Origin of the sequence: Ensifer oleiphilus (genome assembly GCF_013371465.1) — a bacterium.
Classification (GTDB): Bacteria; Pseudomonadota; Alphaproteobacteria; order Rhizobiales; family Rhizobiaceae; genus Ensifer; species Ensifer oleiphilus.
In genome coordinates this window covers 729,361-753,575 of sequence record NZ_JABWDU010000001.1, presented here as the reverse complement: position 1 = coordinate 753,575, position 24,215 = coordinate 729,361, and the positions used below count along the sequence as shown (strand labels likewise).

20 protein-coding genes are annotated in these 24,215 nt (G+C 62.3%); 7 read left to right on the top strand and 13 right to left on the bottom strand.

Annotation, left to right across the window (positions count from 1 at the left end; all coding sequences use genetic code 11):
• Positions 1 to 6: 6 nt before the first annotated feature.
• Positions 7 to 2,091 carry a pseudouridine synthase gene (locus HT585_RS03620; protein WP_176351639.1) on the bottom strand — a complete coding sequence of 695 codons (2,085 nt, stop codon included), beginning with the start codon at positions 2,089 to 2,091 and terminating at the stop codon, positions 7 to 9.
• 73 nt (positions 2,092 to 2,164) lie between these two features.
• Here HT585_RS03620 and HT585_RS03615 point away from each other — a divergent pair, with 73 nt between their 5' ends.
• Positions 2,165 to 2,614 carry a nucleoside deaminase gene (locus tag HT585_RS03615; protein WP_176351638.1) on the top strand — a complete coding sequence of 150 codons (450 nt, stop codon included), beginning with the start codon at positions 2,165 to 2,167 and terminating at the stop codon, positions 2,612 to 2,614.
• A 14-nt stretch (positions 2,615 to 2,628) separates the two neighbouring features.
• Here HT585_RS03615 and HT585_RS03610 read toward each other — a convergent pair whose 3' ends face one another.
• The 5 genes from HT585_RS03610 to HT585_RS03590 all read right to left on the bottom strand — a co-directional run bounded on the left by HT585_RS03610 (position 2,629) and on the right by HT585_RS03590 (position 8,958).
• Positions 2,629 to 3,108: a GNAT family N-acetyltransferase gene (locus HT585_RS03610; protein WP_176351637.1), complete on the bottom strand. Its 480-nt coding sequence runs from the start codon at positions 3,106 to 3,108 to the stop codon at positions 2,629 to 2,631.
• Positions 3,109 to 3,111: 3 nt separating this feature from the next.
• On the bottom strand, positions 3,112 to 3,732 hold the full coding sequence (locus tag HT585_RS03605) for a hypothetical protein (protein ID WP_176351636.1): 621 nt from the start codon (positions 3,730 to 3,732) through the stop codon (positions 3,112 to 3,114).
• Positions 3,733 to 3,861: 129 nt separating this feature from the next.
• The gene (gene ileS / locus HT585_RS03600; protein ID WP_176351635.1) at positions 3,862 to 6,771 is read right to left on the bottom strand and encodes an isoleucine--tRNA ligase; all 2,910 of its coding nucleotides are present in this window, start codon (positions 6,769 to 6,771) and stop codon (positions 3,862 to 3,864) included.
• Between the two features lie 341 nt (positions 6,772 to 7,112).
• On the bottom strand, positions 7,113 to 8,096 hold the full coding sequence (locus HT585_RS03595; protein WP_176351634.1) for a bifunctional riboflavin kinase/FAD synthetase: 984 nt from the start codon (positions 8,094 to 8,096) through the stop codon (positions 7,113 to 7,115).
• 13 nt (positions 8,097 to 8,109) lie between these two features.
• Positions 8,110 to 8,958, bottom strand: coding sequence for a TIGR01459 family HAD-type hydrolase (locus tag HT585_RS03590; RefSeq protein ID WP_176351633.1), 849 nt, complete (start codon positions 8,956 to 8,958; stop codon positions 8,110 to 8,112).
• Positions 8,959 to 9,372: 414 nt separating this feature from the next.
• On the opposite strand from HT585_RS03590, the gene groES reads away from it, so the two are divergent.
• From groES to HT585_RS03570, 3 genes are all read left to right on the top strand, one after another.
• Complete coding sequence (groES, locus tag HT585_RS03580; RefSeq protein WP_004675403.1) at positions 9,373 to 9,669, top strand: co-chaperone GroES; 297 nt, start codon at positions 9,373 to 9,375, stop codon at positions 9,667 to 9,669.
• A 62-nt stretch (positions 9,670 to 9,731) separates the two neighbouring features.
• Positions 9,732 to 11,369 carry a chaperonin GroEL gene (gene groL / locus HT585_RS03575; protein WP_176351632.1) on the top strand — a complete coding sequence of 546 codons (1,638 nt, stop codon included), beginning with the start codon at positions 9,732 to 9,734 and terminating at the stop codon, positions 11,367 to 11,369.
• A 555-nt stretch (positions 11,370 to 11,924) separates the two neighbouring features.
• Positions 11,925 to 12,371: a hypothetical protein gene (locus HT585_RS03570; RefSeq protein ID WP_176351631.1), complete on the top strand. Its 447-nt coding sequence runs from the start codon at positions 11,925 to 11,927 to the stop codon at positions 12,369 to 12,371.
• An 80-nt stretch (positions 12,372 to 12,451) separates the two neighbouring features.
• Here the strand turns inward: HT585_RS03570 and HT585_RS03565 are convergent, their stop codons facing one another.
• The 3 genes from HT585_RS03565 to HT585_RS03555 form a co-directional block, all read right to left on the bottom strand.
• Positions 12,452 to 15,250, bottom strand: a complete 2,799-nt coding sequence (locus HT585_RS03565; RefSeq protein WP_176351630.1) for a bifunctional diguanylate cyclase/phosphodiesterase — start codon at positions 15,248 to 15,250, stop codon at positions 12,452 to 12,454.
• Between the two features lie 217 nt (positions 15,251 to 15,467).
• On the bottom strand, positions 15,468 to 16,691 hold the full coding sequence (locus HT585_RS03560) for an FAD-dependent oxidoreductase (protein WP_176352172.1): 1,224 nt from the start codon (positions 16,689 to 16,691) through the stop codon (positions 15,468 to 15,470).
• 90 nt (positions 16,692 to 16,781) lie between these two features.
• Positions 16,782 to 17,492, bottom strand: a complete 711-nt coding sequence (locus HT585_RS03555; protein WP_176351629.1) for a glutathione binding-like protein — start codon at positions 17,490 to 17,492, stop codon at positions 16,782 to 16,784.
• Positions 17,493 to 17,668: 176 nt separating this feature from the next.
• Between HT585_RS03555 and HT585_RS03550 the strand changes: the two genes are divergently transcribed.
• The gene (locus HT585_RS03550) at positions 17,669 to 18,421 is read left to right on the top strand and encodes a phytochelatin synthase family protein (RefSeq protein ID WP_176351628.1); all 753 of its coding nucleotides are present in this window, start codon (positions 17,669 to 17,671) and stop codon (positions 18,419 to 18,421) included.
• Between the two features lie 43 nt (positions 18,422 to 18,464).
• On the opposite strand, the gene hisG is transcribed toward HT585_RS03550, so the two are convergent.
• From hisG to hisS, 3 genes are read right to left on the bottom strand one after another with little or no spacing between them, the layout of a single operon-like run.
• Entirely contained in the window at positions 18,465 to 19,160 is a 696-nt protein-coding gene (gene hisG / locus HT585_RS03545; protein WP_176351627.1) for an ATP phosphoribosyltransferase, read from the bottom strand.
• Complete coding sequence (locus HT585_RS03540; RefSeq protein ID WP_176351626.1) at positions 19,157 to 20,299, bottom strand: ATP phosphoribosyltransferase regulatory subunit; 1,143 nt, start codon at positions 20,297 to 20,299, stop codon at positions 19,157 to 19,159. Before HT585_RS03540 ends, hisG begins: the two co-directional genes overlap by 4 nt.
• Positions 20,300 to 20,304: 5 nt before the next feature.
• Positions 20,305 to 21,819, bottom strand: coding sequence for a histidine--tRNA ligase (gene hisS, locus HT585_RS03535; RefSeq protein ID WP_425513713.1), 1,515 nt, complete (start codon positions 21,817 to 21,819; stop codon positions 20,305 to 20,307).
• Between the two features lie 163 nt (positions 21,820 to 21,982).
• Between hisS and HT585_RS03530 the strand changes: the two genes are divergently transcribed.
• A complete protein-coding gene (locus HT585_RS03530; protein WP_176351624.1) occupies positions 21,983 to 22,333 on the top strand; it encodes a hypothetical protein in 351 nt (116 codons plus the stop codon).
• Here HT585_RS03530 and HT585_RS03525 read toward each other — a convergent pair.
• Positions 22,330 to 23,543, bottom strand: a protein-coding gene (locus HT585_RS03525; protein WP_176351623.1) for an IS3 family transposase whose coding sequence is annotated in 2 segments (ribosomal slippage) — positions 22,330 to 23,207 and positions 23,207 to 23,543 — 1,215 coding nt in all. Because the reading frame shifts where the segments join, the coding sequence is not laid out codon by codon here. The two genes, HT585_RS03530 and HT585_RS03525, sit on opposite strands and share 4 nt — an antisense overlap.
• 278 nt (positions 23,544 to 23,821) lie before the next feature.
• On the opposite strand from HT585_RS03525, the gene copM reads away from it, so the two are divergent.
• A complete protein-coding gene (gene copM, locus HT585_RS03520; protein ID WP_176351622.1) occupies positions 23,822 to 24,202 on the top strand; it encodes a CopM family metallochaperone in 381 nt (126 codons plus the stop codon).
• Positions 24,203 to 24,215 lie beyond the last annotated feature (13 nt).

Sequence of the window (24,215 nt, the reverse complement as noted above, 5' to 3'; positions counted from 1 at the left end):
GACCGCTTAGTTTCCTCTGCCACGCGGCTTGCCGCCAGCCGGACGTCCACCGCCACCAGGACGGCCGCCGCCAGCCGGTTTGCCGCCACCGGGCTTACCGCCACGCGGACCGCCGGAGCGTTCGCCAAAAGACTTGCCGCCCGACGGTTTGCCACCGAACGACTTGCCGCGGGGCTTGTCGCCGAACGGACGGTCGCCGCCTTCGCGACGTGGCGGACGATCGCCCTCGGCGCGCGGGGCTCTCGGCTTGTCGGAATAGCTGCGTGGGCCACCTTCGGCGCGGGCGGGCCGATCTCCAAACGAGCGGTCGCCCCCCTCGCGGCGCGGCGGACGATCGCCCTCGGCGCGTGGAGCTCTCGGCTTGTCGGAATAGCTGCGCGGGCCGCCTTCGGCGCGGGCAGGCCGATCGCCACGCGGGCGGTCGCCATCTTCGCGACGCGCCGGGCGGTCGCCGTCGGCGCGCGGGAACCGCGGCTTGTCGGAGAAGCTACGCGGGCCGCCCTCGGAGCGGGCTGGACGATCGCCGCCTTCGCGGCGGGGCGGACGGTCACCATGATCGCGCGACCTGCGGTCGCCGGCATCGCCCGACTTGCGCCGGCCGAAACCGCCATCGCGGCCTTCATCCTTGCCGCGGCGTGCGGGTTCGCTGGCGCTGATCCACTCGCCCTCTTCGTCCCGGCGCTTGACCGGTGCGGAAGACGCCGGACGGTCAAAGTCCCGGGGGGCACCGCCCTTGCGGTCGGGGTCGAACTTGCCCGATGATTTCGTCGCAAAGCCGTCCTTGGTCCGGCCGTAGCGCTTGGTATTCGGAGCGCCTTCAGGACGCTCACGACGGGCCGGCTTTGCCGAAGCATCGCCTTCCGCCGATTTCGGCTTCTTCTCGGCCAGCGGACGCGCGCCGGGCGCCATCCAGACATTGGCCGTGCGGGCGCGCTGTGCCGGGGTACGCTTCGGCCGGTCTTCGAACTTGGCGTCGCCACGGTCGTCGCGCGGGCCACCCTTGCCACGGGGAGCATCCTTGCCGCGGCCACCGTCGCGGCGGTCGTCACGACGGGTGTCTAGACGGGAAAGCGCACGCTCACGCTTGTCTTCCGGCTTTTCCCAACGATTGGCACGTTCGGGCTTGCGCGTGTCGGAGGCTTCGCCTTCTGGCGCTTCGTTCGCGACGGTTGCGGACGGATCATTATAGAGCGGCGCATCGAAGTTCGCCTTGGCGTCTTCGATCAGGCGAGGTCCGAGCTGGTCGCGCAGCGTCCGGCCACGAATTTCCTGCACGTGTCTTTCGGGCAGTTCGCCGAGCTGGAACGGGCCGTAGGAAATGCGAATGAGGCGATTGACATCGAGGCCGAGCGCGCCGAGCACGTTCTTGATTTCGCGGTTCTTGCCTTCGCGCAGACCCATCGTGATCCAGACATTCGAACCCTGCACGCGGTCGAGGGTCGCTTCGATGCCGCCGTAAAGCACGCCGTCGACGGCAATGCCGTCCTTCAGCTTATCCAGTTCGTCCTGGTCGATTTCGCCATGGGCGCGCACGCGATAGCGGCGCAGCCAGCCGGTCGACGGAAGTTCGAGAACGCGGGCAAGTCCGCCGTCATTCGTCAGCAGCAACAGGCCTTCGGTATTGATGTCGAGGCGGCCGATCGACAGCACGCGCGGCAGCTCGTCGGGCAGATTGTCAAAGACCGTCGGGCGGCCTTCCGGATCGGCATTGGTGGTCACCAGTCCGGCCGGCTTGTGGTAGAGCCACAGGCGTGTGCGCTCGATGCCGCGGATCGCATGTCCATCCACTTCGATATGGTCGGCAAGCGTCGCGTTGACGACGGGCGTGTCGAGGACGACACCGTTGAGACTGACCCGGCCTTCCATGATCATGCGCTCGATATCGCGGCGCGAGGCAACGCCGGCGCGCGCCAGGATCTTGGAGATGCGCTGCGGCTCGTCGGCGCTTGCAGCGGCGGGCTTCGGGCCTGCCTTGGGCCGCCGCGCGGCACCGGCCTGAGGCGCTGCCGCCTTCTTGCCAGCGAATTGAGGTTTCTTGTCCCGGCCGGCGGGCTTGCCGCCAGGCCGCGTGGGCTTGTCTTTGGATGTCATTTGTGTTGCCTGCCTTTTGCGGCTGTCCTATCAGGTCAAAGCCCGTGGGTTAAGAGAAATTATTGTTTGAGCGATGGCTGATACGACACGCTTCATGGATGCGGCCCTGGAAGAGGCCAAAAAAGCGGGCCAGCGCGGCGAAGTGCCGATCGGCGCCGTCATCGTTTTCGATGGCGAGATCATCGCACGCGCCGGGAATCGTACCCGCGAACTCAACGATGTAACCGCCCATGCCGAGGTCGTTGCCATCCGCGAAGCGTCCATCGTGCTCGACGACGAGCGGCTGACCGGCGCCGACCTCTATGTGACCCTGGAGCCGTGCACGATGTGTGCGGCGGCAATCTCCTTTGCCCGCATCCGTCGCCTCTATTATGGCGCCGAAGATCCCAAGGGCGGCGCTGTCGACAGCGGCGTGCGCTTTTACGGCTCGCCAACATGCCATCACGTCCCCGATGTCTATTCCGGGCTGGCAGAGCGCGAAGCCGCGGACATCCTCAGGGATTTCTTTGCCGGGAAACGCTGAGACGAGCGAGCCTCTCAGCCGGCCGCAAAGGCCTCGAGTGCCGGGCCTGCGAGCCGATATCGCGTCCACTCCGACATCGGCTCGGCGCCAACAGCCTCGTAAACGCGGATTGCCGGCTCGTTCCAGTCGAGAACGCTCCACTCGAAACGACCACAGCCTTCTTCGATGGCGATCTTGGCGAGATGCTTCAACAGCATCTTGCCGGCGCCGGAGCCGCGGCAATCCGGTGTGACATACAGATCTTCGAGATAGAGCCCCTTGCGGGCCTGCCAGGTGGAATAGTTGTAGAACCACATGGCGAAACCGGCCGGCTTACCGTCCTTCTCGCAGATCACCGCGCGGGTGAGCGCACCCGGACCAAAAAGCGAGGCCTGTATCAAGTCGACCGTCGCTTCGACCGCGTCCGGTTCTTTCTCGTATATGGCAAGTTCGGTGATGAAGCGCAGAATGGTTTCGGCGTCTTCCGGGAGGGCGTCGCGAATGCTGATGGTCATGATTTAGAAGGGCCAGTACCACTTGCTGCCGCTATTCTTGACCTGCGCTTCCTTCTTGCGACGGCGCTCCTTGGTCTTCTCCGGCTCGCCGAGATCGGTCTCCGAACCTTCCGGCAGACGGCGGTATTCGAGCGGCGGATCACTCAGGAAACGGCGCTTGTCGGAGTAGGCGCCCATCTCGATCTTGCGCGCTTCACGGTAGGCTTCCTGCTGCTCCTTGGCCGAAAGACGGCGGCCATTGGCGCTGGCCTTGGCGAGCGGCGAAACATAGTTCGGGTTATTCTTGTTGGCGTCGGCTTCTTCGCGCAGGCGGTTGCGTGCTTCTTCCGGAGACTCGACCCACTCCGGATTCGCTTCGCGGGTGGCAAGCGATTTCTGCGGCTCCACGAGGGCGGTCTGCTGGCCGGACGGCGGCAGCACCAGGCCTGGGCGGGGCTGATACTTGACCGGAGCACCGCTCTTGGGAGCAATGCTTACAGCGCTTCCGAGATCGTCCATCAGCTGCTCGCCGGCGGTCTTGTCGGTGCCGTAGGTCGGGCCGCCGATGCAGCCGGAAAGCACCAGGCCGCTCGTCATAATGGCGGCAACGCTAGCAAACAGTCGCAACTCTCGCGTCATTTCCATGAGATTCCTTCCAGCCGGCCACCGTCACGTGCGCGGCCACTCAGCGCCCATGGCGGAGAAATCCGCCAAATTTCGGGCAGGTTTTACCGGATGAATGCGGTAAGCGCAATTCATCCGGTAAATGATCCCTTAAGCCTTGAAGCCAAGTTCCCGAAGTGCGGCAGCATCACGGGCAGACACCTCAGGGTAGAGTGCGTCCGAACCGACATCGGTCGTGATCCGCCAGGAGCGGGCGCACTTGCGGCCGACGGCCGCCTGCGGCACGACGCCGACCTTAGCGACCTCGGGCAGACGGAACGCATCCGCAGGACCTTCGCCCGCTTCGACGGCGATCGACGAGGTGATGCAGATCTCGGCGAAGTCTTCGCCTTCGAGCGCCTTCAGCAGCTCCGGATCGGCGATGTAGACGACGGGAGCCGCCTCAAGCGACGAGCCGATGCGCTTCTCGCGGCGCTCGATCTCCAGCGCGCCGGTCACGACCGTGCGCACTGCGCGGATCTTTTCCCACTTCGCCTCAAGCGCGTCGTTCTTCCATTCCGCCGGGATTGCCGGGAACTGCTCGAGATGAACGGAGACCTGATCGGGCTTGCGCGACAGCCAGGCTTCTTCGCAGGTGAATGGCAGCATCGGCGCCAGCCACAGCACCAGGCTATCGAAAAGCTTGCGGATGACGGCGAGCGCCGAACGCCGACGAAGGCTCGACGGTGCGTCGCAATAGAGTGCATCCTTGCGCACGTCGAAATAGAAGGCCGAGAGTTCGACATTCGAGAAATCGATCAGCGAGCGAGCGATCCGCTTGAAGTCGAAAGCGTCATAGCCTTCGCGAACGACCTGATCGAGCTCGGACAGGCGGTGCAACATCAGCTTCTCGAGCTCGGGCAGATCGGCGTAATCAACCTCTTCGCCCTTGTCGTGCGCCAGCGTGCCCAGCATCCAGCGGATGGTGTTGCGCAGCTTGCGATAGGCGTCAATGTTGGTCTGGATGATCGTCTTGCCGAGACGCTGGTCTTCCCAGTAGTCCGTGGTCATGACCCAGAGACGCAGGATGTCGGCGCCGGCATCCTTCATCACCTCCTGCGGCGTGACGGTGTTGCCCTTCGACTTCGACATCTTCTCGCCCTTCTCATCCATGGTGAAGCCATGGGTGACAACGGCGTTGTAGGGCGCACGACCGCGCGTCGCGCAGGATTCGAGCAGCGACGAGTGGAACCAGCCGCGATGCTGGTCGGAGCCTTCGAGATAGACGTCGGCCGGCCACTTCAGATCAGGGCGATCCTCGAGCGTGAAGGTGTGGGTCGAGCCCGAGTCGAACCAGACGTCGAGGATGTCCATGACCTGGTGCCATTTTTCGTGGTCATGGTCGTTGCCGAGGAAGCGGTCCTTGGCGCCTTCGGCAAACCAGGCATCGGCACCTTCAAGCTCGAAGGCTTCGAGGATGCGGGCGTTGACGGCTTCGTCGACGAGGATTTCGCCCTGCTCGTCGGCAAAGATCGCGATCGGCACGCCCCAGGCTCGCTGGCGCGACAGCACCCAGTCCGGGCGCCCTTCGATCATCGCGCGCAGGCGGTTCTGTCCGGCACCCGGCACGAACCGGGTGTCGTCGATGGCCGAAAGCGCGCGCGAGCGCAGGGTCGTGCCGTCGCCGAAACCCTTATCCATGTAGACGAACCATTGCGGCGTGTTGCGGAAGATCACCGGCTTCTTGGAACGCCAGGAATGCGGGTAGGAGTGCTTCAGGCGGCCGCGCGCAAACAGCGCGTGGCGGCCGATGAGCGCCTTGATGACGCGATCGTTGGCGTCGCCCTTCTTGCCCTTGTCGTCGAGAACACGTCCGGCACCGCCTTCGGCGTCCGGGCCGAAGCCGTGGGCGTCGGCGGTGAAGTAGCCGGCGTCGTCGACGGTGAACGGGATGGCCGACGAGATGCCACGCGCTTCGAGCGCGCGGGCATTGTCCATCCAGGCGTCAAAGTCCTCACGGCCGTGGCTGGGCGCCGTGTGGACAAAGCCGGTGCCGGCGTCGTCGGTCACATGATCGCCGTCGAGCAGCGGCACCTTGAAGGCGTAACCGCCACCCAGACCGTGCAGCGGATGGGCGCAGGTGACAGCGGCCAGTTCATCGCCTTCGATATCGCGCACGAAATTGAAGGTGAGCTTGGCCTTGGCGGCGGACTCGTCTGCCAGACGCTTGGCGAAGATCAGCTTTTCGCCGGGCTGTGGGCCAAAATCGTTTTCGGCGGTTGCAACTTCGTAGAGGCCATAGGCGTAGCGCGAGGAGAAGGCGATGGCGCGGTTGCCAGGGATGGTCCAGGGCGTGGTCGTCCAGATCACGACGAAGGTGCCGGCCAGATCTGCCGGACCTTCGGTGACCGGGAACTTCACCCAGATCATGTCGCTTTCAACGTCGGCATACTCGACTTCGGCTTCGGCCAGCGCCGTACGCTCGACGACCGACCACATCACCGGCTTGGAGCCGCGATAGAGCTGGCCCATCTTGGCGATTTTCATCAGTTCGCCGGCGATGCGCGCTTCGGCGTGGAAGTTCATCGTCGTGTACGGGTTGTCGAAGTCGCCTTCGATGCCGAGGCGCTTGAACTCTTCCGCCTGGATCTCGATCCATCCAGCGGCAAAGTCACGGCATTCCCTGCGGAACTCGTTGACCGGGACCTCGTCCTTGTTCTGGCCCTTCTCGCGATACTTCTCCTCGATCTTCCATTCGATCGGAAGGCCGTGGCAATCCCAGCCGGGCACGTAGTTGGCGTCGAAACCGCGCATCTGGAACGAGCGGTTGATGACGTCCTTGAGGATCTTGTTCAGCGCGTGGCCGATATGGATGTTGCCGTTGGCATAGGGAGGGCCGTCATGCAGCACGAATTTCTCGCGGCCCGCGGCCGAGGCGCGCAGCTTCTTGTAGAGGCCCATCTTCTGCCAGCGGGCAACCGTTTCCGGCTCCTTCTGCGGCAGGCCGGCGCGCATCGGAAATTCCGTCTGCGGCAGGTAGAGGGTGGAGGAATAGTCGATCTTCTCAGCGGTCTCTGTCATGGTCTTTGCAATCATCTTTTCCGCGCGGATCATCGCGCATACGAAAGGGTGGTATCCGGCGCACGACCCGGAAATCGGGATGGATCTTCGGAAAGGATCATGCGCAGCTTCAAAGTGTTAGAGCGACCCTGGCGCGCCCAGGACGCACGGCGCTCTAGAGATGACTGGGGCGTTGGAAACGCCGAAATCCCGGACCTTCCGGCGGCCTAGTGCGCGCGGAAAGCCGGGCCAATAATTCGCTGATCGATGGTCAGTCGACGGTGCCGGGTCATGTTGGCCGGTTGTTTAAGGCGTTTTCGGCCTTTTGAAAAGGTCCGCCGCTTCAGCGCGGCGGATTTCTTTCAAGCAAAGTTGATCCGGCGATCGATGTCGCTCAGGGGCACAACGCCGGAGAGCAATGCCCTCGCCTCTTCCTCGTCCTGTCGGATCTGCGCCACCAGCGGGTCGAGCCCGTCGAACTTCAGTTCGTCGCGCAGGTGGCCGAAGAACGAAACCGAACAGACCTCGCCATAGAGATCACCGGAGAAGTCGAAGACGAAGGTCTCGAGCAGCGCCTCACCGTCGCTATCGACTGTCGGGCGGCGGCCGAAGCTGGCAACGCCGTCATAAAGCGAACCGTCGGCCCTGCGGAAGCGCACGGCATAGATGCCGGCCCTGAGCTCGACCTCGGGTGGCAGCCGCATGTTGGCCGTGGGGTAGCCGAGGGTCCGCCCGAGCTTCTTGCCGTCGATCACCTCCGCCTCGACCGTGTAGCGGTAGCCGAGCAAACCGGCTGCGTGGGAGACGTCTCCCTGCCCGAGCAGCGAGCGGATGAAGCTCGAGGAGATTACCGAGGCGTTCTCGTCGCGGAAGGCATCGACCAAAGTCACGCCGAAACCATTTTCGCCACCCGCAGCCATCAGAAAGGCAGGGCCGCCTTCACGGCCCTTGCCGAAATGGAAATCGAAGCCGGTAACCACATGCGAGGCATGCAGCCACTCCAAGAGGACCCGATGGATGAAATCGGAAGCGGAGAGTTCGGAGAAGGTGCGGTCGAACGGATATTCGATGACGGCGCCAAACCCCATGCCTTCAAGGATACGGGCCTTGAGTGGCGCCGGCGTCAGCCGGAACACCGGCGTATCCGGCCGAAACACCGTGCGCGGATGCGGCTCGAAGGTCAGCACCAGCGCGGGCACGCCGCGGGCCGCGGCTTCCTCCAGCGCTCTTTCAAGCACGGATTGATGCCCGCGGTGCACGCCGTCGAAGTTGCCGATGGCGACAACGCCGCCGCGCAGACGCTCGGGCAGCGGATCGCGGGTTTCGTTGCGATGAAAAACCGTCATCTCAGTCTTCCCGTCAGGCGAGCCTCGGCATCCACCACTTCGGCGAGGCACCTTCCTTTTTCAGGAAAGCGGCAAGCTTCGCCTCGTCGGTCCGGCTTTCGTTCATGTATTCCTGCGCGTGAATGCCGGCACTGATGTAGAGCAGATCGAAACCGGCATCCTGGGCGCCCTTGACATCGGTCGGCATGCCGTCGCCGATGGCAATGACCCGCGTCAGATCGAGCCCGCCGCGAACGGCCTTGGCCTCCGTCAGCGCCGCACGATAGATGGCGATGTAGGGCTTTCCGGCGATGCGCGCTTCGCCGCCCAGTTCTTCATAGAGCTTGGCGATGGCGCCGGCGCAGGGGATCAGCCGATGTCCGCGCTCGACCACCAGATCAGGGTTGGCGCAGATGAAGGGGATCTTGCGCTTGGCAAGGCCGGTCAAGGTCGCACGGTAGTGTTCCGGCGTTTCGGTTTCGTCGTCGTAGAAGCCGGCGCAGACGACGGTCTTGGCATCTTCCGACGAGACGATCTCGGTTCCGAGACCTTCGAGCAGCGGCAGATCGCGTTCGGCGCCGATGAAGAAGATCTTCTTTTCGGCCGCAGCGATCAACGTGCGGGTCACATCGCCTGATGTCACGATGCGATCATAGGCTTCGTCGGGAACGCCAAGCCCGCGGATTTGTACCTTGACGCTCGGGCTCGGCCGCGGCGAATTGGTGATGAGCACGACCGTCAGTCCTGCGGCGCGCGCCTCCGCCAATGCCTCGCAGGCCGACGCAAACGCCTGGACGCCGTTGTGGAGAACACCCCAGACGTCACAGAGCACGACGTCGTAGCGCCCTGCGATTTCCCGAAAACTGTTGATCCTTGCGGCCATGCGGGCTTCCTGCAAACTCGGTTTCCGGCTTGCATCGCAAGGAAGGGGCGAGAATACAAGCCTCGGCCCACGAAAAACGCCGCCATTCCCAAGGATTCGACGCCCGCTCGCTACACGCACCGAGAACGCGGCTCGCAGTCTATCAGACGTCGGATGTAAACCGCGGCACCAAGGCCCAAATTCCGACGACTTCATGCAATAGGCAAGCGAACCTTCCGGCTCGGCCGCCGTTCGTTGCCCTTCATGCGCCGCCGATAACCATGTCGTCTGAAATTTTTTGAACGGCCAATCCTTGACTCACACCGGACCCAGCCTTATCTCGGCCTCGCTAGCACTCGACAAACGAGAGTGCTAACACCCATCCATCGGGTCGATGAGCGATCCGTAATGTCATTTGATCGAGGGATTAGACTAATGGCAAGCACCAATTTCCGCCCGCTGCACGACCGCGTTGTCGTCCGCCGCGTCGAGTCTGAGGAAAAGACAAAGGGCGGCATCATCATTCCGGACACCGCAAAGGAAAAGCCGCAGGAAGGCGAAATCGTCGCTGTTGGCTCGGGCGCCCGTGACGAAAGCGGCAAGGTTGTCGCACTCGACGTCAAGGCTGGCGACCGCGTTCTGTTCGGCAAGTGGTCGGGCACCGAAGTCAAGATCAACGGCGAAGACCTTCTCATCATGAAGGAAGCCGACATCATGGGCATCATCGGCTGATCAGCCGTCGTCCACACCTTTTCATGACAACCAATGGGCAATGAGCCCGGGAGTTTTCTCAAATGGCTGCAAAAGAAATCAAGTTCGGCCGCACCGCGCGCGAAAAGATGCTGCGTGGCGTCGATATCCTCGCTGACGCCGTAAAGGTCACGCTCGGCCCGAAGGGTCGTAACGTCATCATCGACAAGTCCTTCGGCGCTCCGCGCATCACCAAGGACGGTGTATCGGTCGCCAAGGAAATCGAACTCGAAGACAAGTTCGAAAACATGGGCGCCCAGATGGTCCGCGAAGTTGCTTCGAAGACCAACGACATCGCTGGCGACGGCACGACGACTGCAACGGTTCTCGCCCAGGCGATCGTTCGCGAAGGCGCCAAGGCAGTTGCTGCCGGCATGAACCCGATGGACCTGAAGCGCGGCATCGACCTCGCTGTCAGCGAAGTCGTCAAGGATCTCCAGGCCAAGGCCAAGAAGATCAACACTTCGGAAGAAGTCGCACAGGTCGGCACGATCTCGGCCAACGGCGAGCGTCAGATCGGCCTCGACATTGCTGAAGCAATGCAGAAGGTCGGCAACGAAGGCGTTATCACGGTTGAAGAAGCCAAGACCGCCGAAACCGAACTCGAAGTCGTCGAAGGCATGCAGTTCGACCGCGGCTACCTGTCGCCCTACTTCGTCACCAACCCGGAAAAGATGGTTGCTGACCTCGACGACGTCTACGTTCTCCTCCACGAGAAGAAGCTCTCGAACCTGCAGGCCATGCTCCCGGTTCTCGAAGCTGTCGTTCAGACCGGCAAGCCGCTCCTCATCATCGCTGAAGACGTCGAAGGCGAAGCCCTCGCAACGCTCGTCGTCAACAAGCTGCGTGGCGGCCTGAAGATTGCTGCAGTCAAGGCTCCGGGCTTCGGCGATCGCCGCAAGGCCATGCTCGAAGACATCGCCATCCTGACCGGTGGTACCGTGATCTCCGAAGACCTCGGCATCAAGCTCGAAAACGTCACGCTCGACATGCTCGGCCGCGCGAAGAAGGTTTCGATCTCCAAGGAAAACACCACGATCGTCGATGGTGCTGGCCAGAAGAGCGATATCGAAGGCCGCGTTTCCCAGATCAAGGCTCAGATCGAAGAAACCACTTCCGACTACGACCGCGAAAAGCTGCAGGAACGTCTTGCCAAGCTCGCTGGCGGCGTTGCCGTGATCCGCGTTGGCGGCTCGACGGAAGTTGAAGTGAAGGAAAAGAAGGACCGCATCGACGACGCTCTGAACGCGACGCGCGCTGCTGTTCAGGAAGGCATCGTACCGGGCGGCGGCGTTGCCCTGCTGCGTTCTTCCGTCAAGATCACCGTCAAGGGTGTGAACGACGACCAGGAAGCCGGCATCAACATCGTTCGTCGCGCTCTCCAGGCTCCGGCCCGCCAGATCGCTGAGAACGCTGGTGACGAAGCTTCGATCGTTGTCGGCAAGATCCTCGACAAGGACCAGGACAACTTCGGCTACAACGCTCAGACCGGCGAATATGGCGACATGATCGCCATGGGCATCATCGACCCGGTCAAGGTCGTTCGCACCGCTCTTCAGGACGCAGCTTCGGTTGCTGGCCTCCTCGTCACGACGGAAGCCATGATCGCCGAACTGCCGAAGAAGGACTCGCCGGCAATGCCGGGCGGCATGGGCGGCATGGGCGGCATGGACATGATGTGATAAGGCGCCAGCCTTATCGCGGACCTGTTCAACCAGTTCCACGATGATCCATCCGGATCGGAAAGGGCGACCCTCGGGTCGCCCTTTTCTGTTTGCAAGCAATCAAACGCCTGCATCTGGCGCGCACGCCAAAGCTGTCCGCACGAAAAATTACCCGGCGGCTGCAGTGGCACTAAAAAAGCGTTGAAGTCGAAAAAAAACGAACTATAACAACGCCCCAAGTGGACAGAGATTCACGAGAGACTGGATGGCGGGCCTAAAGCGAGCAAAAAATCGCTCAAACTTTTCATATTAACTGTGTGTCCAAGCTCTCTTTGAGAATATCACGCAAAGCATATAAGTATTTCATCGCAAATTAAGCCGGCCTTTCCTGCGAAATCATTTCGCTTGGCGAGCTACGTCACAGTTTGGTGACCTTTCCGTACAGAAAGACGCAAACGACTTATCGTGCGTGTTCTTCTTCCTATGGGGTGATGGCTGGCGAGGGTTGTATAGTGGGGATGTGCCTGCCTGGTCGAACAACGACAGTCGCCAGGGGCCGTGCTGGGGTAGACCGTGTTTAAGATCACGAGAACAAATTCAGTTCCCCTCGGTGTCCCGGGACAAATGCATTCCGGGCTTCCGCATCAGGAATTCCTGGAGCAGTTCTGCATGTCCGAGCGCTGGTCGGGAGACCTGTCGACGGGCCTGTTCCAGCTCGGCGAAAAGGCATCGGCCATCCATGGCCTCAGCGAGAGCGAATGCGGGCTGCTCAATTTCGTACGGTGCTACGACCCGGCCGACCGCAATCACGTGCTGGAGCTTTTCGAGCAGGCGGCAACGAGTTGCTCGTCCTTCTGCTTCTCCACGACGATCAGCCTTGAATCCGGCCACAAGCAGCCGGTGTTCTGCATCGGCGAATCCTCGGGCCTTGAGGAGCGCTACTCGGGCACGATCCACGGCATCTTCTTCTTCCCACGCTTCCTCGTCGAAGGCGCAGGCAAGGCTCTGCTGCGCCAGTAGGCGCGTCTCGTCATTTTCGGACGGCTTGGCAACCGCGGGAGCGGCCCCCCCCCCCCGAGGGTAGGGCGCAACGGCGCCTCTCAGGCCGCCGCCACCTTGGACTTGCCCGAAACGAGGCTTGAGATCGGCGCCGGCCGGCCGAGCAGGTAGCCTTGCGCTTCGTCACAGCCTTCCGCCTGGAGGATGTCGAGCTGCTTCTGTGTCTCGACGCCTTCGGCCAGAACGGGAACGGAGAGGCTCTGCCCGAGAGCGAGGATGGCGCGGACGATTGCCTTTGCCTGCGGACTTGCCTCAACTTCCCACATGAAGCTCTTGTCGAGCTTAATCTTGTCAAACGGGAAGGACCGCAGCGTCTCGAGCGACGAATAGCCGGTGCCGAAGTCGTCGATCGCGATGGTGACACCCAGTTCCTTGATCTGGCGGAGGGTGAGCAGCGCACGCTCCTTGTCGTCGATGATCGTCGACTCGGTGATCTCGAGTTCGAGCCGCTTCGGGTCAAGGCCGGTCTCGGAAATAACCGCTTCCACCAGGCTGACGATGTCGCCGTTGGCGAGCTGGACCGGTGAGAGATTGACGGCGATCTTGTGGGCACTTTGCCATCCTGCCGCTTCACGGCACGCTTCGCGCAGAACCCATTCGCCGATCGGCAGGATTGCGCCGCACTCTTCGGCAAGCGGAATGAACTCGTTCGGCGGCACCATGCCGCGCTCCGGATGGTTCCAGCGCAGCAGCACTTCATACCCGATGACGTCGCCTGACATCACCGACTTCTGCACCTGATAATGCAGTGCCAGCTGTCTCTTATCGATCGCATCCCACAGATCGTTGGCAAGGCTGCGTCTTTGGCGCGCCGCCTCATCCATCGATACCTCGTAGAAGCAAACAGTCTGGTTGAGCGCCGCCTTGGCTCGGTACATCGCAAGGTCGGCATTGTTGATCAGCGTTTCCGCCGTCTCGGCGTCCTGCGGATAGATGGCGACACCCATGCTACCGCCAGACTTCAACTCGAAATCGCCGAAGCGCATTTCCTCATGCAGACTCTTTTCGATGCGGCGGACAAAATCGTTAAGTTCCGACAGCTCTTCGAAGCGCTTGACGGCCGCAAACTCGTCGCCGCCGAAGCGCGCCACGAATTCGCCCTCCTGGAGCAGCGATTTCATTCGCTGCGCGATCGTGACAAGCACAAAATCGCCGGCGGCATGGCCGTGCAGGTCGTTGACTTCCTTGAACTTGTTGAGGTCGAGGCCGATGACGGCAACCTTGCGAGAGAACCAGGCAGCCGCGTCGAGTTCTTCTTCGAGGTAGCTGCTGAACTGCAACCGGTTCGGAAGGCCAGTCAGGCTGTCGTGGCGGGCGAGGAAGGAAATCTGTTCCTCGCTGTCGAGGCGCTCGGTGATGTCCTCGTAGGTGCTGACCCAACCTCCGTCGGCAAGGGTGCGGTGCTTGGTCAGGATGGAGCGTCCGTTAGGCAACTTTTCGACGATGTCGCCACCGCCCTTGCCGACCATATCGACGCGATGCTTCTGATAGAGTTCGTCGGACTTGGCCCGCGCAATTGCCGGATCGGAGTACGTGCGGGCAAAGACCTCGTCCAGAATCTGATGGAACGTCAGTCCCTTTCCGGCCAGCGTTTCGGAGAAGCCGAAGATTTCGCGGCAGCGCCGATTGGACAGCAGCAGACGGTCGCTACTGTCGAAGAGGCAGATACCCTGCGACATGTTCTCAAGCGCGATGTCGAGGTTCATGCTCACTTCCGCGATGTGATCCGCATCGGCCCTTTGCTTGGTGATGTCCTTGACGATCTTGATGAAACCCGCATGGGTTCCATCCTCGTGCAGGAACGGATCGAGCACGACATGCGCCCAGAACCGGGTGCCATCCTTGCGGTAGCGCCAGCCTTCGCACTCGAACTTGCCGTTGGCGCGGGCTTCGTCGAGTGCCCGCTGCGGCAGCCCGATCCGCTGGTCTTCAGGCGAATAGAAGCATGCGAAATTCCTGCCGATGATTTCGTCGGCGGTATACCCCTTGTTGGCTTCGGCTCCGGCATTCCAGCTCGCAACGTTGCCTTTCACGTCGAGCATGTAGATCGCGTAATCCTTCACGCTGCGAACGAAGCGGGCGAATTCGCGTTCGGAAGCGGCGGCCGAAAGCTCGGCATGGTGTGCGAAGCCCGCGGCAAGCAAAACCATCGTCAGCAGGAAGAAGGCGGTTCCGGCGATGACGAAGGCTAGGAAATGCGGCTGTATCATGCCCTGGGGCGGCGCCAGCAGAAAATCGGCCTCGATCGTCACGGCGCCCATGGCGGTGAAGTGCAAGGCAACGATGCCGAGCGTCATGAACAGCGTTGCCAGAATCTTGGCCTTCAGCGGTCGACCGGCGAGCGCGATGGTCCGCAGTGCGCCGATATCGAACAGGGAGCCGGCCACGATAGAGGCAACAACGAGCGTCCAGTCCCAGCGGATGCGGCCGGGAACATCGAGTGCCGCCATGCCGAGGAAATGCATGCAGGCCACACCGAAGCCAAGAACGATGCCGCCGATGATCCAGGAGACAGGTCCCTGTGCATAGGTGGCGATCAGCAATGCCATCGTCGTCAGAATGACCGCGACGGCGAGCGACAGGGCCGTCAGATCGATCTGATAGCCGAGCACGACGCCAGGATCATAGGCAAGCATGGCGATGAAGTGGGTTGCCCAGATGCCGAAGCCGCTGGCTATGCCGGCAGCCACCGCCCAGATCGCCCTCGCCTTGCCTGCGGATGAACGCCCTCGCTGCAGCAAGGTCACGGCACCGTAGCTTGAAAGGAAGCAGATGAGGGCAGCGAGCACGACCAGCTTGAGATCATGCTCGACCACGAGGCAAGTGAGAACCTTGAACATCGCCAAACGCCTAAATGAAACTTCTGGTCCGAAAGTGGATTCCCACTTCCGGTTCATCGCTTCTGTTGGCGTCCCGCCATTTAAGGAATGGTGAAGGTCAGCACGCAACCGCCGTTTCGAAACGGGACGATGCTTTCGTCCTTAACGAAGGTTGAAACGGCACCGCCTTGTGGTTGAACATTCAAACCGGCTCAATGAGACCGTGACGGTGATGCGGCTAAGCCTGTGCCAAAAGCGCCTTCAGATCCGATTGCGGATCGGCAATGGCGGCCCTGTCCGGATGGATGCCCGTTTCCAGCAGTTTCTTGCCGGTGACATAGGCTTTGGCATCGTTGATGGCGTCGACGGCTATGAGCTTTCCTTCGCGGAAGTACCAGACCGAAACACTGCCTTCGCGCTGGCCGGGGCGAACAATGGTTTCGTCGTGACCGAGGCCAAACCCGGCGATCTGTAGTTTCACATCATACTGGTCCGACCAGAACCAGGGTTTTGGCGCATAGGGTTCCGTCCCGCCAGCAATGACGGCGGCAACAGCCTCGGCCTGATCCACGGCATTCTGCACCGATTCCAGGCGGATACGCATGTTGTCCCAAGGCTGGACGGCGCAATCGCCCATTGCGAAAATCGCCGGGTCGGCGGTCCGCCCATGGCTGTCGACAACGATTCCGCCAGCGGTTTCGAGGCCCGCGCCATGCGCCACGTGATCGTTGGCGGTGACGCCGATGCCAACGATGACGAGGTCGACCGGCAGCACCGAGCCATCGGACAGTTCGACGCCGGTCACGCGGCCATTCTCGCCGATGAGCCGGTTCAAGCCCGTTGCCTCGCGGACGTCGACACCGCGCGACCGATGAATTTCGCGCACGATGCCCGAGGTTGCCGCGGACGCCACGCGTTGCAGGATGCGGTCGGCCATCTCGATAACCGTCACCTCGAGCCCGAGCGTGCGCGCGACCGCCGCAGCCTCGAGGCCGATATAGCCGCCGCCGACGACGAGCGCCCGCCTGCCGGGCTTCATCTCTCCGGCCAGGAGATCGGCATCCCTGAAATCGCGGACTGTGAAAACACCGTCCAGGTCGCCACCGACCGACGCCGGCAAACGGCGTGGGGTGGCGCCGGTTGCAAATGCCAGCGTCTCGTAGTCAAGCGACGTTCCGTCGCTCAGTGTCACGCGGCGGGCGACGCGGTCGAGTTCCGTTACCGTGGTCGATAGCCTGACGTCGACATTGTGCTCGCCGTACCAGGCCTCGGGTCGATAGAGCAACCGGTCGAGGCTCATCTCGCGCAGCAGGTATTTCTTGGACAATGGTGGGCGCTGGTAAGGCAGGCTTGCCTCGGACGAAACGATGGTGATCGGTCTTTCGTCCTTCAACGCCCGCAGTTTGGCGACCAACGCAAAGGCGGCCTGACCACCACCGATTACAACAAGCCTTCCGGTCACGCTCTCACCCGTCATTTATCCGTCTGTACAACAAGGCGTAGCCTTTCCGCCCGAGCCTCGTCAACTCGAACGAAGGGCCATACCCGGCGATCACTCGGCTTTGGCCGGTATTTCCATGCCCTTTTGCGCTGCAGGACGCGCCAGGCCGCGCTCGACCCAGGCCATCACATTGGGGAAGCTCCTGTAGTCGAGTTCGTCAGCACCGCCATAGAACCTGCGCGCGCCCTCGACCCAGGGATAGGTGGCGATATCGGCGATGGTATACTCCTCACCCATCAGCCATTGCCGCCCCTGAAGCCTGCCCTCCAGAACGCTGAGCAGCCGCTTCGATTCATCGCGGTAACGTTCGACCGGATAGGAATTGTTGGCCACCTTGTCGGCAGCGAATTTGAAGAAGTGGCCGAACTGGCCGAGCATCGGGCCGATGCCACCCATCTGGAACATCACCCAGCAGATCGTCTCATAGCGGGCGGCCGCGTCGGAAGGCAGAAGTTTCCCCGTCTTTTCCGCGAGATAGAGAAGGATGGCTCCGGATTCGAAGAGGCCGATCGGTTTGCCGCCAGGACCTTTCGGATCGATGATCGCGGGGATACGGCCATTGGGGTTGAGGGACAGGAATTCAGGCGACTTCTGGTCGTTTGTGTCAAAGGAGATCCGGTGCGGCTCATAGGGCAGGCCGAGCTCTTCGAGCGCAATGGAGATCTTCACGCCGTTCGGCGTCGGCAAGGAATAAAGCTGGATGATATCAGGGCTCTTCGCAGGCCAGCGCTTTGTAATCGGAAAGGCGGAAAGATCGGCCATCAAATGCTCCTCGAAACGAAAGGTGCAAGCGGCGCCCGCCGCCTGCGCCGCGTAGATAAGGTCATCCGCGCGCATTTGTCAGCCGGTGAGGCAAAATTTACCGCGCTGCTTTAATCGCCTCGTCCGGAAGAGGACGATGCGGCCCGCGCTCGCGGGCGGCGATCAACGAGGAAAACATGATTGAAAAATCCGCCCGCTGGCTCGCCCTTATCAGCCTGCTGGCCTTTGCCCAACCGCTTCGCGCCGAAGAGACGAACAAGCCGAAGTTCGGCCCCATGGCCGTGCCGGTTACCGTCGATAACGGCCATCTGCGGATGTCGGCGGCCCCCGACTATTGGGCGATGGCATCGTTCTACGTACCCCAGCAGACATCGAGTGCCTGTTCTCTTGCCTCGCTTGCAATGCTGACGAACGCGTTGCGCGGTCTGCCCGGCGGGTCGCAAGACAATCTCGTCACTCAGGACGGACTGCTGGAAGCCGTCGACAGCCGCAAATGGCGCGAGCAGACCAAGGAGGACGGTGATGGCGTGCTTTTCTCCGAGCTTGCCGCGCAGACGGGTGCGAGCCTCAGAGCATTCGACATCAAGGCGACCGTTTCCGCCAACCATGTCGGTCCCGATGCGAACGCCACGCTCGACGCATTCCGCAAGGCGCTCATCGAAAACGAAAAGTCGGCGAACGACATGATCGTCGTCTACTTCAACCAGGGTGTCGTCACCGGCGACTGGGATGGCCCGCATGTCTCGCCGGTCGGCGCCTATGACGCGACGCACGACCGTGTGCTGGTGATGGACATCGATCGCGAATGGTACGTGCCCTACTGGACCGCGGCCGAAACCCTGTTCAAGGCCATGCAGCGGCCGGCGCCCGCCGACCAGGGCGTGCTCGCCGGCGAGACCGGCGGTTGGGTGCACGTCTCGAAGGGCTGATAGCTGCCGGCCGGAAGCATAGAGGCGCGGCGCACTTCAGAGTTCAAACCGCGTCGCGCACGGCCGAAAGGATGCGGCCGACGACCGGGTCACTGTCGTGCACCGGCTTGCGGGCGCGCACCAGGCAGGCTTCCGACCGGAGGATGACCCCGTCGGCCAAGATCTTCAGGTGGTTGGCATGCAGTGTCGAACCGGTCGAGGTGATGTCGACGATGATGTCGGCAGAGCCGGAGGCCGGCGCACCCTCGGTCGCCCCGAGGCTTTCGACGATCCGGTAGAGCTGGATGCCGTGGCTGCCGGAAAAATGGTTCTGCGTCAGCCGCCAGTATTTCGTGGCGATCGCCAGGCGACGCCCGTGGCGGGCTCGGAAGTCGGCGGCGACGTCGCCGAGATCGGCCATGGTGTCGACGTCGTACCAGATCTCCGGAACGGCAACGACGACATCTGCATGGCCGAAGCCGAGGCGGGCGCAGAACTCGACGCGGGCGTCGGCATTGGCAAGGCCCTCACGCACGAGATCTTCGCCGGTGACGCCGAAATCGATCGAGCCGTTGCCGAGTTCGCGCGAAATCTCGGAGGCGGACAGGAAGGCGATCTCGACATCGTCCCAGCCTTCAACCCGGCCGCGATACGAACGGTCGTTGCCAACGGCGACGATCTTCATGCCGGCCCGCTCGAAGATGGCGGAAGCGTCGTCCTTCATCCGCCCCTTGGACGGCAGAGCGATGGTGATGGTCATGCGGCACCTCCGCTGGCAGCGATCGCCGCTTCGATCCGGTCGAGCCAAAGTGAGAAGCCGACTGCGGGGATATGCTCCTTGGCGCCAAGCAGGGTCAGCAGCCGGTCGAAGCGCCCGCCGCCGGCAAGCACGGCCGGCGTGCCCTCGGCTTCGACCTCGAAGACTAGGCCGGTGTAATAGTCGAGCGGGCGGCCGAAGGCGGCACGGTAGCGAATGACGGAGACGTCGGCGCCGACAGCGGCAAGCGCTGCCACGCGCGCGTCAAAGCGCGAGAGCGCACCATCGAGCGTCAAGCCGGACTTCTCGGCAAAGCGGAAGAGCGCTGCCGGCGCCTCCGCAAGCGGCATGTCGAGCGCCAGGAATTCGCGCACGAGGTCCAGCGTTTCCGGATCGAGCCGGGTGTTGGCCAGCTCCATCTTTTCCTTCAGGCGCCGGGCAATGTCCTGCGGAGAGCGGCTGGCATTGGTGGAATAGCCGGTCGCCTCCATGGTTTCGCCGATATGGGCGACAAGACGCGCCTCGTCGTCGAGCATGCCGGCGATCGCCAGGCGCTCGACCTCAGGGCCGAAGACGCCGGCGGCCTTCGGATCGGCAAGTTCGGCCAAAAGCTTCTGCAGATGTTTCGGATCGCCGAAGGCATGGATCAGCCGCTTCTGCCAGCCGCCCGGCAGGCCGCAGGCACCGACGACCGCTTCGAAGACCGCCTGGTCGCCGAGCGTGACCGACAGGCGCCGTCCGGGAAGCCGATTGGCAACCACGCGCATGGCATTGCCGACCGCACGCGCGTCGGAGGCGGCGGTATCGGTATCGCCGAGATCCTCGATGCCGGCCTGATAGAATTCATTGCCGCCCTCGCGGCGCTGGCGGAACACTTCGCCGAGATAGGCATAGCGCTTGGGCGTGCCGGTCGCTGTCTCGATGTGACGTAGGCAGACGGGGATGGTGAATTCCGGCCGCAGGCAGAGGCTCTCGCCGGTCTCGCTCTCGGTCATGAAGATGCGGCGGCGAAGGTCCTCGCCGGCCATGGCGAGAAACGGCTCGGCCGGCTGGATCACTGGCGTATCAACCCGAAGCGTGCCAAGACTTTCAAAGTCGGCAAGCAACTCGGCGGAAAAGGCGGGAAGGTTGATCAGTGGCATTGCCGTCAGCCAACCCTTGCCCGGTCCTCGGCCTGTGCCGCGAGCATTTCACGCACCGTTTCGACAAGCTCGCCGGTCGGCACTGAAACCTGGGCCACCCGGGCCTCGCGCCAGGCCGCATTGTCCTCGATTTCGCCCGACAGGCGCTTGCCCTCGATCAGGTCCTTGATCTGGACGAGGCCGGCAGCGCGCTCGTCACCACCCTGGATGATCGCCAGCGGCGCACCGCGACGGTCGGCATATTTCAGCTGGTCGCCGAAATTCTTCTTGTTGCCCTGGTACATTTCGGCGCGAATGCCGGCATGGCGAAGCTGCTGCACGAAGCGCTGATAGTGGCCCATGCTGTCGATATCGCGATCCATGACGCAGACGACAACCGGAGCGACAACCTCGGCCGAACCGAGCTTGCCAAGGTTCTTGAGCGCGGTCATCAGTCGCGAGACGCCGATCGAGAACCCTGTGGCCGGAACCGGCTGGCCCATGAAGCGCGACACGAGACCGTCGTAACGACCGCCGCCGCCGACCGAACCGAAGACGACCTTTTCGCCCTTCTCGTTGGTGACGGCAAACTGCAGCTCAGCCTCGAAAACCGGGCCGGTGTAATATTCGAGGCCGCGAACGACCGAAGGGTCGATCTTGATGCGATCGGCCTCATAGCCGGCGCTGACGACCAGGCTGCGGATGGTGTTGAGTTCCTGAACCCCCTCGCCGCCCTTGGCGGTGCCTGAAACAAGCGCTGCGAGTTCGTCGGCACTTTCGGCATAGTTCTGGATGCCGACGAAGAACAGGACCTTGTCGATCTGCTCGCCGGTAAGACCGGCGCCCTTGGTGAAGTCGCCGCTCTCGTCCTTGCGGCCTTCGCCGAGCAGCAGGCGCACGCCTTCGGGCCCGAATTTATCGAGCTTGTCGATGGCGCGCAGCACCGTCAGGCGGGCATTGGCCTTGTCGTCGCCGCCAAGCCCGATCGCCTCCATGACGCCGTCGAGAACCTTGCGGTTGTTGACCCGGATCACATAGTCGCCGCGCTTGATGCCGAGCGCTTCCATCGTGTCGGCCATCATCATGCACATTTCGGCATCCGCCTGGACGCCGGCGGCACCGACGGTGTCGGCATCGAACTGCATGAACTGGCGGAAGCGGCCCGGACCCGGCTTCTCGTTGCGGAAGACGTATCCGGCGCGATAGGTGCGGAAGGGCAGTTGGATCTCGTTGAAGTTCTCGGCGACGTGACGGGCAAGCGGCGCCGTCAGGTCGTAGCGCAGCGACATCCACTGGTCGTCGTCATCGGTCAGCGAGAACACGCCCTCGTTCGGGCGGTCACTGTCGGGCAGAAACTTTCCGAGCGCATCGGTGTATTCGAACAGCGGCGTTTCGACCGGATCGAAACCATAACGCTCGTAGACTTCGCGGATCTTGACGATCATTTCGTCGGTAGCGCGAATATCGTTGGCCGAACGATCGACAAAGCCGCGCGGCAGGCGCGCCTTGAGCTTCTGCGGTTTCTTTTGTTTCTCGGTCATGGGGAACATTCCGGGCTATCAGCGAGTTTGGAGCTTTCCCTACCGGATCGGTGCATGGGCGGCAAGGGTTTGCGCGGCGCAAAGCGCCTGCGAGCATGCGACGGACTTGTGGCGCTGGGGCAGCACGTCTTCTCTTTGCCCCAGACGATCCTAGATTAAGGGCATGCGTTACGCAGCCATCATACTCCTGCTTGTTGCAGCCCTGCTTTCCGGCGCGCCTTCGGCGATGCTGCAGGCGCAGGACCTGGCGACCGGTTCCGCACCAATTGCCCATCGGGTGTCGCAGATACAGGCCTTTCACGCTGATCATGAGATGGCCTGCGACGACGCCGGATCATGTCAGGACAAATCGAAGAAGCAGGTCCATCCTTCGCTCTGTTCGGCCTGCGTTGCAATCGAGCCGGTCACGTTGACATTCGAGCGGGCGGGGATGACATCGTCACGCCTGCCCGCGGCATCCGAACCGGTATTGCGCGCCTGGAGTGCTCCCCGTTTCACCGGACAGGTCGGCTAGTTTGATTTAGCCCTGATGAACTGCCGTGGGGAAGCCATCCTGAGAGCGGAATGGGGATGGATTTCGTTGTAGTCCTCGATCCATCCGTCGATGAAACGGAGCGCCGTTTCGGCGTCCGGTAGTGCCGATATGCGGATGTAATCCCGTTTCAGAGTTTTCACGAATGCCTCGGACATGCCGTTCGACTGGGGGCTGGCCACCGGCGTGAAGCAGGGCGTCAAATTGAGCGCCTGGGCAAACAGCCTCGTGTCGCGCGCTGTATAGGCCGAACCATTGTCCGAGAGATGCTCGATAGCATGCGGGGCTCGGGTTGCGCGGAAGCGTTTCTCGACCGCCTCCAGCATCATGTCGCGTACGTCCGAGCCTGAGATGCCTGCATTGGCGACCGCCGTCCAGGCGATGATTTCCCGGTCAAAGGCGTCGATGATGAAAGCGAGACGAATGACCTCGCCATTCCAGCAAGTGAACTCCAGGCCGTCGGAGCACCAGCGCAGGTTAGAGCGCATGACCATGACCTTGCCGTCATGGATGCGGCCCTTGCGAACGGCCGTATGCTTCTCCAGCAACATGGCGTGGTTGCCCATGATGCGGTGAACCCGCTTGGGGTTGACGACAGGCTTATCGGCGGCTCGCCTTTCGCGATTGAGGAGCGCGGCGATCCGCCGATAGCCATAGGTTGGCCTCTGATCCACCAGCCTGCGAATGACGGGCAGAAGCTCTGCATCCTCGGCCTTTCGATAGGGCCCGCGCGGCTTTGATCTGCCTTTCAACCGCTCCACGAGGTTGGAACGGGAGACGCCCAGCGTGTCTGCGACGGCTTTCATCGGGAACCGTCCTTCGGCAACAAGATCGGCCGCGATATCCGTTTTTTTGAGTCTGCTTTGGAAAGGGCTTCGCGGAGGATTTCGACCTCCATCGTCTTGCGGCCAAGCATGCGCTCCAGCTCGCGGACGCGATCCTCCAGCTTCTTCACTTCCGAATTGCCGACAACGGGCTCGCCAGAATCCACCGCTGCAGCACCTCCCTCGCTCAACAGCCTGCGCCACCGGTAAAGCAGATTGGGCGCAACGCCATGGCGGCGAGCGGTGGAAGACACCGTCTCGCCCGGTTCGAAACTCTGCTCAATGATCGTCAGCTTCTGCTCGGTTGTCCACCGCCTGCGGTGAACATCACCCGTCAGCAATTCAACGTGTCGATACTCGTTAGACATAAGCCTGTCCTCAAGCCTGTGCTTGAGCCTTTCTGCTTATGCCGACTGTCCGGTCGAATTGGGGGGCAGTTCAGCGCCATCACAATCGCACCACGCTCGCCACCGCCCAAGTCCTTCCCGCGCGTACGACCGTCATCGTGGCCCGACTGCATCAGTATCGGCTGCGCGGACGACACGAAAATCCATATGACAAGCCGCGAAAGCGGCCGACATCTCGGCGCGTGCATGGCTCATGCCGCCGTCGTTCGAGATGACAATGCAAGGAAGAAGGAAACCAAATGTCTTTGAAAACGATCATCGCAGCCCTGACGCTGACTGTGTCGCTCCAGGCTCCCATAATGGCTCAGGACCACAGCAACATGCATCACGGATCGGCTGACGCGGCGACCCCGGCGGGCGACACCTCCCCCTCCAGCAAGGCCTTCGCCGAGGCGAATGCCCGTATGCACAAGGGCATGGACATCGCCTTTACCGGCAATGCCGATGCCGACTTCGTGCGGGGCATGATCGCCCATCATCAGGGCGCGATCGACATGGCCAAGGTCGAACTCGAATACGGCAAGGACGAACAACTGCGCAAACTGGCGGAAGACATCATCAAGGCGCAGGAGGGCGAGATAAAGATGATGAAGGAATGGCTTTCCAACAACGGTGGCTAAAGCCGTTCCTGGA